12 protein-coding genes are annotated in these 11338 nt (G+C 39.7%); 7 read left to right on the forward strand and 5 right to left on the reverse strand.

From position 1 onward, the window contains the following. Positions 1–136: 136 nt before the first annotated feature. Positions 137–586 (forward strand): immunity 22 family protein, encoded by a 450-nt coding sequence (locus IYN84_RS18720; RefSeq protein ID WP_196140797.1) that lies wholly within the window; start codon positions 137–139, stop codon positions 584–586. 117 nt (positions 587–703) lie between these two features. Here IYN84_RS18720 and IYN84_RS18725 read toward each other — a convergent pair whose 3' ends face one another. Continuing rightward, positions 704–2560 (reverse strand): pre-peptidase C-terminal domain-containing protein, encoded by a 1857-nt coding sequence (locus IYN84_RS18725; RefSeq protein WP_196140798.1) that lies wholly within the window; start codon positions 2558–2560, stop codon positions 704–706. Between the two features lie 461 nt (positions 2561–3021). Here IYN84_RS18725 and IYN84_RS18730 point away from each other — a divergent pair, with 461 nt between their 5' ends. Beyond that, a complete protein-coding gene (locus IYN84_RS18730) occupies positions 3022–3864 on the forward strand; it encodes a MoxR family ATPase (protein WP_196140799.1) in 843 nt (280 codons plus the stop codon). A gap of 16 nt (positions 3865–3880) precedes the next feature. Continuing rightward, complete coding sequence (locus IYN84_RS18735; protein ID WP_196140800.1) at positions 3881–5056, forward strand: VWA domain-containing protein; 1176 nt, start codon at positions 3881–3883, stop codon at positions 5054–5056. Between the two features lie 61 nt (positions 5057–5117). Here the strand turns inward: IYN84_RS18735 and IYN84_RS18740 are convergent, their stop codons facing one another. Both IYN84_RS18740 and IYN84_RS18745 read right to left on the reverse strand, forming a co-directional pair. Next, positions 5118–5843: a hypothetical protein gene (locus IYN84_RS18740; RefSeq protein WP_196140801.1), complete on the reverse strand. Its 726-nt coding sequence runs from the start codon at positions 5841–5843 to the stop codon at positions 5118–5120. A gap of 289 nt (positions 5844–6132) precedes the next feature. Next, positions 6133–7143 (reverse strand): retropepsin-like aspartic protease, encoded by a 1011-nt coding sequence (locus IYN84_RS18745; RefSeq protein ID WP_196140802.1) that lies wholly within the window; start codon positions 7141–7143, stop codon positions 6133–6135. A gap of 339 nt (positions 7144–7482) precedes the next feature. Between IYN84_RS18745 and IYN84_RS18750 the strand changes: the two genes are divergently transcribed. Then, positions 7483–8076, forward strand: coding sequence for a winged helix-turn-helix domain-containing protein (locus tag IYN84_RS18750; RefSeq protein WP_196140803.1), 594 nt, complete (start codon positions 7483–7485; stop codon positions 8074–8076). A 261-nt stretch (positions 8077–8337) separates the two neighbouring features. Further along, positions 8338–9000 (forward strand): HutD family protein, encoded by a 663-nt coding sequence (locus IYN84_RS18755; protein ID WP_196140804.1) that lies wholly within the window; start codon positions 8338–8340, stop codon positions 8998–9000. 25 nt (positions 9001–9025) lie between these two features. Here IYN84_RS18755 and IYN84_RS18760 read toward each other — a convergent pair whose 3' ends face one another. Both IYN84_RS18760 and IYN84_RS18765 read right to left on the reverse strand, forming a co-directional pair. Beyond that, the gene (locus IYN84_RS18760; protein ID WP_196140805.1) at positions 9026–9421 is read right to left on the reverse strand and encodes a TspO/MBR family protein; all 396 of its coding nucleotides are present in this window, start codon (positions 9419–9421) and stop codon (positions 9026–9028) included. Positions 9422–9530: 109 nt separating this feature from the next. Then, positions 9531–10265: a rhomboid family intramembrane serine protease gene (locus IYN84_RS18765; RefSeq protein WP_196140806.1), complete on the reverse strand. Its 735-nt coding sequence runs from the start codon at positions 10263–10265 to the stop codon at positions 9531–9533. 369 nt (positions 10266–10634) lie between these two features. Between IYN84_RS18765 and IYN84_RS18770 the strand changes: the two genes are divergently transcribed. After that, positions 10635–10844, forward strand: a complete 210-nt coding sequence (locus IYN84_RS18770; RefSeq protein WP_196140807.1) for a cold-shock protein — start codon at positions 10635–10637, stop codon at positions 10842–10844. Positions 10845–10927: 83 nt separating this feature from the next. Continuing rightward, on the forward strand, positions 10928–11329 hold the full coding sequence (locus IYN84_RS18775; protein ID WP_196140808.1) for a hypothetical protein: 402 nt from the start codon (positions 10928–10930) through the stop codon (positions 11327–11329). Positions 11330–11338: the final 9 nt, after the last annotated feature.

Genomic DNA, 11338 nt, shown 5'->3' on the forward strand with positions numbered 1-11338 from the left:
AAAAATCCACAGTGCTCAAAAAGAGAGGAGTACTTTTTCGCTGATGGTTTCTCAAGATCTGTTTCTTGTCGTCAACCCTATAGCGTGAGATAATTTCAAAAATACCAGAATCAATCGAGTTAATCACGACCCTAAAATGAAATCTCATTTAAAAACAGAAAAAGGCTACGACTTTACCAAGAAAAATAAAGTCACTATCTGGGCTTCCAATTTTCCCTACATTGATATCCCGGACGAGTACTTTGAAGAAATCTTTAGCCACAAAGGACAACGAGCGAGGAACCAGTGGTCAAGCAACTATCAATTACGCTTTTTTGTTCCTGAACATTTGGAAACGAATGGTTCAACCGAGGACTTAATTGATTTCGAGCGAGCAGTTGGCGAATGTTCTTTTTCAGAATCTTTTATTAAACCTGCAATAAATAAAGCAAGGCAAAACAATTTATTAAAAGTAAGCTGGGTAATACTGCTATTTGATTACGAGTACAGTACGAAAACGACAGGAATATTAAATGATCAATATACACACTGTATTGGCGCATTCACTTATGATGAAGAGTCGGACAGCGTATATGAAGTAGACTAGCATTTTCAAAAATCCATTGCAGATATTACTTTCATCAAATGGATAGCGTTTTCCCTGCCAGCCTCGATAAGACTGGCCGGGAGTTTTATCTGGCTTTAAACCTGTCTGGTTTTTGATTTATGGAGACCAGCTGGCTTCCATTGCTAATCCTGAAAACGCCTCGAAGGCATGTATACCAATATACCATTGTCTCCCTTCAGGACTTGTAAAAGAGCAGATTTCATTGCTGCCTTTGTCATATGGTCGACAATCATAGCTTTCAGTGGAGGGGTAGCTGGTTTTCTTCACATAGAGATCAGCATCTCCGTTATTGCCGATGATTTTAATTTCAAGCTTCGACATACCTTCGGGAACATTTATCCAGTATTTTAGCCACTGACCTTTACTTGCTGAAAGATTATATTGAGAGTAACCACCTCCGGCACTGTTAAAGCTAGTCTTTAGAGAAAGTCCGTCAAATGATGTAAAAGCTTTCAACATAATATACCAGTCCCCTGCTTGCGGAGAGCTAAATAAACAGGACTCGTTACTATCCTCTTTATATGGCCGACATTGATAGTTGTCGATTGTTGGTAAACTTCCTCTCCTGACATACATGTCAGCATCACCACTGCCATTATAAGACTCGATTTTCAAGTTCGAAGCACCTTCGGGCAATGCAATCCTGTAATAGTAGGTCACTCCTTTATCACCATTAATATTGTTTCTGACCTGACCATTTTCCATTGGCCAGATGGTAGGCTCTAAATCGTCGTCAACGCCTTCGTTATAAATCCAGTTCCAGGCGCAATAATAACTGCCTTTCCGATTTAACCAGAAATAATTGCAGTTATCATCGTAACTATTCCTGCCGGTGTGAACCTGATACTCAGAAAATTTAATACCATTTAAGTGATAAAACTGACCATTTTTTTTCAATGAAAAATGAACGTGAGGCCCCGAAGATTGCCCACCATTACATAGCGCCTGCCTACGAGTACTTGCATAATTTGCAAGCTTGGTTCCTCGGGTCACATTGGAATTATGTGCCACACGAATTCGAGAAAGATGATAGTAAGTCGTTGACCATCCGTCGTCATGAATAACTTCCATAAAGCAGGATGAGTGAATGATGACCCGCCCCGGCGCCGCCGCGGCGATAAATATATGACTTAAATCTGCTCCCCAATAACCACCATTATTTAAATCAAGGGAAGATAATGGATAGCTGCCACTACCGGTATTGGTGTGTGCGCCACCGAAGGTCCAGCTTTCTCCTACCGGAAATGGCATTTGAAAATAGTTGTTGATGTCAATACTGGCAATGCTACTTTCTGTTAGCGATGATGAAGTTGATTTGCTTGTCTTGCTCGTCTCATTAACTTCGGTTGTAAACAGGCTTTGATAAAGCTGACTAAATTTTTTTAACTTTACAGTTGGGAGACTTCTTTCTTGAAGTATATCGCCTTCACTTTGACTCGTATCAATATTGTAAATGCGGCTTAAAATATTCAACATCTTGCGGCGAGAAGTTGCAGACTCATTCAAACTAGCTCGCCCAAGCTCATCGGATTGATAATAAAAACTGGCTAAACGCCCGCTGATATCCGCTAACTGTGCCTGAAATCCGTGTTCTGATGATAATTTGCCAAAAGGAGTCAGCAACATTTCTTTAGATATTGAAGAAGCTAAAACAATTCCAGTTTGTTGCTCCATCAGGGTAAGTAATACTTTCGGACTGATTGATGAATATCCAGCGTAGTGCGAAATCATTTCTTTGTAAGGTAACAAATGAGGCGCTTTGGTTTCCAGGTAAAACTGGAGGTCAAAGTTTATCATTTCTTCATGGCTGTATATCAATGAAGGAATGTGGATATCCTTAGACTCGAAAGATAAAGTGTCAGCGGCATAAGAGAGCTGAGTGCCTGTAAATATAAGTATCGAGGTTATGATGGAGTATAACCTGCCTCTAAAAAACCGGATTCCATTGCACATAGTAATCACCTGTTTATTTATGTTTTAATCAATAATTTATTCTCAACTTGCTTTGTTATTCCCTCCAACTACCTGGAACCAATCCAGCATACTCCCATTCTAAAATTTTGTTTTGTTAATATTTAACAAGTATTTTGTATTCTTTATTAATTATTAATTGGTGAGATTTTGTGCAATGATAAATGCTCAGTTTTATTACAAAAATGGTAAGTTTGTGAATTACTCTTTGGCTGGGCGTATCAGTTCGGACTCCAGCGAATATACGTAGCGCAGATTTTCCGTCTTTAGATAATCGGGTCCAATTGTTTGCAAATACTCGCATCAACTAAAGCAAGCACTCGTCCCGACTTCAATCTATGGGTACAAAAGACTCGCATCACAATGACCCATTCCTCTTTCCTCCCCAAGATTCAAGTATGTTAGAATATTCCGTTTACAGACAAGCCTAATTCGAGGAGTCTATGAGCTTTACTGGTACTGAGAATTATATTGCAACCGAAGAACTGCAAATGGCAGTGAATGCGGCTAAAACTCTGGAGCGCCCATTACTTATCAAAGGTGAGCCGGGTACAGGAAAGACAATGCTAGCCGAAGAAGTCGCCGCAGCCTTGAAAATGCCACTCGTTCAATGGCATATCAAATCCACCACCAAGGCTCATCAGGGACTTTATGAATATGATGCCGTATCTCGGTTACGCGACTCTCAGCTCGGCGATGATAAAGTTCATGATATCAAGAACTATATAAAGCGAGGCAAACTCTGGGAAGCTTTTGCCTCTGAACAACAAGCCGTTCTTCTGATCGATGAAATCGATAAAGCGGATATTGAGTTTCCAAATGATCTTTTGCAAGAGCTGGATAAAATGGAGTTTTTCGTTTACGAAACCGGAGAAACGGTAAGAGCGATTCATCGTCCGATAATTATCATTACCAGTAATAATGAAAAAGAACTGCCGGATGCATTTTTGCGTCGCTGTTTTTTTCACTACATTAACTTTCCTGATAAATCCACAATGGAACAGATAGTCAAGGTCCACTTTCCTGATTTAAAACAGTCGCTACTGCAAGAGGCAATGGAAATTTTCTTCCAGGTTAGAGAGGTTCGTGGTCTTAAGAAAAAACCCTCAACGTCAGAACTTATTGACTGGTTAAAACTATTGGTCGCCGATGATATCTCACAAAATGCACTCAAGGACAGAGATCCCAGCAAAGCAATCCCTCCTTTATATGGCGCACTTGTTAAGAACGAGCAAGATGTCCATTTGCTGGAAAAGCTGGCATTTATGTTGCGTCGAGAGTCATAAATTGTAATTACTCATTATGTTAATCGACTTCTTTTACACGCTAAGAAAAACAGGACTAGCAGTATCCATTAAAGAGCTGTTGCATCTGCTAGAAGCGATGCAGAAACGACTGGCTTTTTGCAATATGGATGAGTTTTACCTGTTAGCGAGAATCTGTTTGATTAAAGATGAAAAATACTATGATCGTTTCGATAAAGCCTTTGCCTATTATTTCAACGAACTAGAAAGTATTGATGACATTCTCGAGGCCTTGATTCCGGAAGACTGGTTACGCCGAGAGTTTATGAAACATTTATCGGAAGAGGAAAAAGCTGAAATTAAATCATTAGGTGGACTGGAAAAACTGCTGGAAACATTCAAACAGAGACTAAAGGACCAGCAATCTCGTCATGCGGGAGGAAACAAGTGGATTGGCACCGGAGGCACCTCCCCTTTTGGTCACAGCGGTTATCACCCGGAAGGGATTAGAGTCGGCGGAGAAAGTCGAAATAAGTCAGCAGTAAAAGTTTGGGAAAAGCGTCAATTCAGAGATCTTGATGATAGTGTCGAACTAGGTACGCGCAACCTTAAAATTGCTTTAAGAAAGTTACGCAAATTTGCACGTAGTGGTGCTAATGAAGAACTGGATCTTGATGATACGATTAGCAGCACCGCAAAGAATGCAGGTATGCTAGATATTAAAATGGTTCCTGAAAGGCACAATGCAGTAAAAGTACTACTTTTCCTTGATGTGGGTGGCTCGATGGATCCTTATATCAGGATCTGTGAAGAATTGTTTTCTGCTTGTCGAACCGAATTCAAGCATCTCGAGTATTTCTATTTTCACAACTTTATTTATGAAAATGTGTGGCAGGACAACAGCAGGCGCTACTCTGAGAATATATCTCTGGAAGAAGTCCTTCGAACTTACGGCAGCGACTACAAAGTAATTTTTGTCGGCGATGCTTCAATGGCTCCCTACGAAATATCTCATCCAGGAGGAAGTGTTGAACATTATAATGAAGAAGCAGGTTATGTATGGATGCAAAGACTCAAATCAACTTTCGCCAAAGTCGTATGGCTTAATCCTGTCGAAGAACATTATTGGCATTACACTCGTAGTATAGAAATGACCTCCCAGTTAGTTGATGGAGAAATGTTTCCATTAACTTTGGAAGGAATGGAACGAGCGATAAAGTCGTTAACCAGCTAGTCATACTGCGCACAAATCAATTAATTTAGACATTTGTCCTTTTAACCAGTTTTGGCCAAGTTTACGACTGATTAATACTCGCTACTAAATCATTTTCCATTTTAGACTGCAATAATAGCTCCGATTTCAATAATCTGGTCTGTTTGAGAACTTTGCTAATAAACTGTTTTCTGTTCGAAGTTTCATTGTAAGCGAAAGCAACCATATTCTTGAAAAGCACATCATTGGCAAGCTCTTTATTAATGATCTCTTGCTTAATCATGTCGACATTTCTCACCCAAAGCGGAATAAACTCTGAATCGAGTCCTTGCATATAGTTTTTCTGCAGTAACTTCAGAATGCTATAGTGGCTATAGTGCCTGATCAATTTAGATTTGACCGAATCTTCTTTAATTAATTTAAAATCACCACTTTCCCGCATAGAAAGATAAGTAAATTCCTGCGGCTCGAAAAAGAAGTATTCATTAACTATTCTTCCTATACCTAATACAAATTCGGCCCCTTCTTGTGTAGAAATATCGATATCCCCTCCTTGTAAGATGGCTAATCCACTCTCAATACTTTCTACTTTTTTAGTCAATTTATCTAACAGATTTTCCATCTGCCAGATATCAGAGTCTAAATCTTCACTTAAACGATATAAATAATCCCTTTGCCTCTGATCGTTTTCCCAATCCTGAACTTTCTCTTCCATCCAAAGAGCCAGATAAACGCCTAAAACCAGCAATAACAAGTCTTTGCCAAAATGTTTTAGTAAATGAATAAAGCGAGACTCTGAGTTTTTCATATTCTTAACCTTCAGGTGTGTCCTTAAAATATATGAACGAGCAGCATATCAGGTAAGCTGATTATCAAACAGAGATTTAGAAATCTCGCCGATACAAGAATTTTTTCAGCAATCCAGACTGGAACAGTGTAGTACACCACCAACACACCAGGCAATCTGGACATGTTACATTTTGTTTAGCTGGAAGGACAAAGAATTTCAAAGAACTTCCTTGTCCTTTGAAAAAGAATCGCCTAAAAGGTAGTCAATCTACTGTTCAGATTACTCCTCTGATCGGTAGAAAAAGTCGCTAGTTAGATATAGCAACCTTGCGATTTGCATAGTCGATAATCAAACGTCGTCCTTCAAAGAAGTCTACCCCTAAGTTTATCGCTGCGCCCTCGCCGATGAGAGGTGAAAAAGACCCCATATCGGCTACCCTCAAATCAATATCGGTTACTGCTGCTTTTTGCTCACCGATTCCAAGCTGGTCGATCTTGAGTCGATAACTTTCTTTTTGTACATCCCCATGAATACCTGAAGACTGGTTTTCTTCGACTTTTATTCTGGGATCCCCCTTCTCGACACCTATCAAGCTTGCAGCTTTCCAATTCATGATCGAATGCTTTGCCCCTGTATCCAGTATTCCGGTAACCGGTAAGTTATTGATTGTCATATCCATTACGATTGCACCGGGAACTCTCGACTTGTTTTCCAGGGTACTCCATACCAAGGATTTATCCTGACTAACAGACAGTTTTGTTAAACCTTCAATTGACTTTTTCTTGGGGTGAAGTACTAACTGATTCTTCTTAAAGTCAAACTCAACAATAAAGCTGCAAAGATATTCACTACCAATCAATGCCTCAGCTTCATCCTCTAATATGGCTTTAGGTGAAACAACAAAGTTCAACTTTTCAGACAAGTTGTCACCGATTCCCGAGGATCTTAGTTGAGTAATTTTCATTGCTCTCGAATGATTCGCGCCCTGCACATTTGTTCTATTGCGAGAGCTATCCTTCGGTTGAATCATTGCCATTAATTTTTCCGAAACAACGCCGCCCACGCCAATACCTCCAGTATCAACAACACTTCTGGTGATATGTCCGTTAAACTTTCCGTCAACCAAAACATGGCCGGCAGTCGAGCGTGTAAAGGGTGTTAGTAAAGTTTTTTCAGTCAAAGACTTACAACGTTCATCGGATTTATATTGTGCATGGCCGTGCTGCCTGTCAGCCGAACCGGCTTGCAATAAGGAAATTGACAGATTTGCCATAATTACACCTACGATGAACTTTTTAGCACAGGTTAAGTTTCTCATTGATTACCTCCAAAAGTTTGTGCTTCCAACATTTGTTCTGTATATCATCTGTCGACGAAATTAATTTCGCAGACCGACGACTCTATTTAAGTCCAGCTACACATGAGGCCACAAGGCAGCAAGCCTAACCATTTTCTAACTATTCTGTACCCGTTTTCTCTGACAAGTTATTGCCCACAAATTAACCTGACCATAACCTAACCATGCCGGTTCAAGGAAACAGCTGTTTGGTCGGAAAGAGCCTGAAAGGAATGAGATAATATTGATACGTTTTGGCATAAGTATTGCTATCTTCGCTTTATTCGCCACTATGATTCTATGTCGCAAAGGATTCACTCAATGACTATTTCAATTAATGACTGGACGCTTTACCAGGATGAGAACAGACTACGAAGAGGAACCGAAACTATTCAGCTTCAGCCATTGTGTGTCAAAGCTCTGCTATTGTTCGCCGAGAATTCTGGACATCTTGTGAGTCGTGAAACTTTAATAGAAAAGGTCTGGAATGGTCGAGTCGTAAGTGAAGATGCTATTAATAATTGTATCAAGAAAATTCGAAAAGCCCTTGGAGATAATCCTAAAACTCCAACTCAGTTGGAAACAATTCCCAAAAAAGGTTATCGCCTAATAGAAAATACCCAGTCGCATCTTGCAAATACAGCTGAAATCCCGCCTTTAAAGAAAAACAGAAGCACTAAAATCTACGCAAGCTTTTTACTTATTGCCTGTACAGGTGTCACACTTACTCTAGTATTATCCGGATTTCCTTTCAGTCTGGATGTTGTTCATATCAGTCCTGAAATGAGCGAGCAGGAAAAGCAGAGAAGCTACTCTCAGATACTGGAAAAAACCCGTAATGGTGGACATTTAGTTAAACTTGATATGACTTCAGATACCTCAAGCAAGCTAGACAAATCAGGCAGTTCCAAATAACAATATTCAGACTCAACCAATTCTTTACGAATTAAACAAATTTCACCATGCTTTCTGATATGGGAAATAAATCCCTATATCAGGAATTGCTCACTTCCACGGAAATCCAGGATAGTAAAACAAGAAGTCCTAATCCCCTACTCAAAAAGTAGAGCATCAGCAATGAGAATAAATTAGATTTCTGTTTCAGGCTACAGCTAGAAAGCGATACAATTAACATCATCCCGTTCTACAGAATGAAGGTGTAACAACAAAAATACTATGATTAAAATATTGTCTCCAGAATCCTTCAAATCAATTCCCTGGAAAAACGGGAAAGGGACAACAACTGAACTGGCGATTAATCCGGGAGGAACTCTTGTTCAGTTTGATTGGCGTCTCAGTATAGCTAGCGTGATTGAAGATGGTGAGTTTTCCGATTTTTCCGGTTATCAACGAAATCTGATCCTGATTGAAGGCAGTGGTATCGATCTACAACATGACAATCATCTATCTGATAAAGGAAAAGTCAGTAAGTTATCCGAATGTTTGAGTTACGCAACATTTGACGGTGGCTCCAGAACCATCGGCAGTCTTCATAATGGTCCGATTCGGGACTTTAACATAATGACCAGAACAGATATTTTCGAGGCACAGGTAGATACCTGGACGACAAAAACTCAGCAATCCTTTCTTTTACAGGACCTGAATTTTATCTACAGCCTTTCAGCCGAAGCTCAAATCACTTTGGAAGAAGAATCCTCAGCTACAAACCTACCTGAAGGTTATCTGGCCTTTATTGATAAGCTATCCAGCAAACCGAAGAGCACGCAACAATTGATGATAGCAGGAGAAAACATCATATTCGTTCGCCTGAAAAAGTTATCTCCGGGTACTTGTTTTCCAAATAATTCCAAAGAGGAACCAACACTAGAATCCCGGTAATCATCTACCAAGAACGACTTTGTAGTTAGAAATTCATCCAGGAAATCATCAACTGCAGCACCGTGGCAACACTGACCCAGGCAAGATACGGAATCTGAGCAAGAGCGATCGAACGATAGTATTTCCAGATAGCAGCAATCATCCAGATGATAGTTCCCCATACAACAAAAATATCTAGCGCAGCAAGGGAGAGGTTTCTAAGCCCAAACTGAATGGGGGTAAAAACAAGATTGGCAACAAGATTAATAGCAAAAGGAAGAGCAACAATCTTGGGTAGCTTACCTCGAAAAGCCTGTATAAAAACAAACACAAAAGTTACAAGAATAATCGGATAAAGTATCTGCCACATTAAACCAATAAAAGCAGGTTCTGGTGTCCAGTCGGGCTTTTCGAGAGTATTGTACCATTCCATAAAATTCATCAGCATTCCTTGTTACAAAAATAGTTCATTGATCAAGGATACGATGGGTATGCTTCAATGGATCACTTTACTTAAAATTTTGACTCTATTGGTGATAAATTACCTCGTCCTAACGTCGCTCTACCTTACTAACTTCTGAACTTTTATTGCTTGAATCTATTTTGCTTGTATCTTTGTCAATTGTTGAAGACTCTGTGTAGTTTAATCCGCTGTAATTCATTTGTTCTATTTGATTATCAAGCTGAGATTCCGATTGTTCTCTCCAAATATCACTTTCTCCTTTTTCCTCATCTCCTTCCCATTCGTAAACTTTACGTTGTGGTTTTGGATCTAGATTGCGAAATAGAAAAGCACTCATAACGCCACCAACCGCGCCGAAAAAATGTGATTCGAAAGAAATTTTGGGGTCCCAGGGAAGAATCCCAAGCAGCACACTGCCGAAAAGAAGTACAGCAATAAACATCAGGGCAATTGATACCTTGTCGCGCCTAAGAATCGCAGCAATAAATATAAAGTAGAAAAATCCGGAAACCAGGCCACTTGCTCCCAGATGATAACTGGGCCGGCCAAATAACCAGACACCGACACCGGATACAAACCATACTAGACCAATGGTTTTCCATTTTGAGCGCGGATAGCCATAAAACAATATACTTCCTAATAGAAACAGAGGAAAGCTATTAGCCGCAAGGTGTCCCCAGTCGGAATGAAGTAATGGTGCGAAAAAAATACCGGCAAGTCCACTCACTTCGTCAGGTCTGATGGCTAGAAACCACAAGTTCAGATTAAATAGCTCCTCCGCCGATTTAATCACCCAAAGAAACAGGATGAAATAGACTACCATCAGAAAATGGTTGCTCTTGGACTTTGTATTTGAGTTTAAGTCGGTCATTAAAGCTATATTGGGCTAAATATTGAAAACTCAATAAACCACAAAGTATTTCCCATATCCCCTGTTACGTAACCTTAGGTAAAACCTCCCTTATCAAGTGTCAGGTTTAACTTTAGCTAAAACTCGGCCAAAATAAATCATTTGACTTATCCCATTAAACCTATACACTGGTATCAGCAAAAAGAAAGCCTCTTATTTAACACCTCCTTTTCGTTGTCTTACTTTGTAATTCCTCGTTCTGAAGCTTTTATCTACCAGTCTATCCTACAGCTACATATGCCTTAACTGGCTTTTACTTTATTTATTTTTCAGGATATCAATATGTCTAATACTGTCCAGGGAACCGTTAAATGGTTCAACGAATCGAAAGGTTTTGGTTTTATCGAACAAGCTTCAGGACCAGATGTGTTCGCCCACTTTAGTGCAATTGTCGACTCAGGCTTCAGAACTCTTGCCGAAGGCCAAAATGTAGAGTTCGTTGTCACTGATGGTCCTAAAGGCCCACAAGCAGATAAAATTGTTGCTCTGTAGTTTATCCGTAAACGACAATAATACTATCTATCTTTGTAAGGGAAACAATTAGTCTCCCTTACAAAGATACTCGGAATACGATTGTGAAAGAAATTTTTGATCTCAAAATCATCGGAGTCGATCCGACGCGCCCACCTAAGATACGAAAAGAACCCTATATAGAACTTTACTTTAAATTAAATCATGAAGCACCGATGATCTGGCTGAAAGAGTTTAACGATCTTGTTTCAAAGGGAGAATATCCGATAAAGATTAAGCCCGAAAATAGCAGTATTATTGAAACTTGGGTCCGTAGCATCAAAGAGGTTGAGCCGGCCTTTAACAATATAAAGCTAGCAGTTCAAACATGTATTGATAATTATCGTAGCCGACAGCAAGCTCAACTTGATAAAGCGCGCGCAGCCGAAAATGGTGTCGTCTTAAGCGCTGCTCAAATAGAGCTGAACACTGTTATTGAAAATCTCAATTTTGACAGTGACGCCTAATAAAGTTTG

It is taken from the genome of Aliikangiella sp. G2MR2-5 (assembly GCF_015687155.1).
Classification (GTDB): Bacteria; Pseudomonadota; Gammaproteobacteria; order Enterobacterales; family Kangiellaceae; genus Aliikangiella.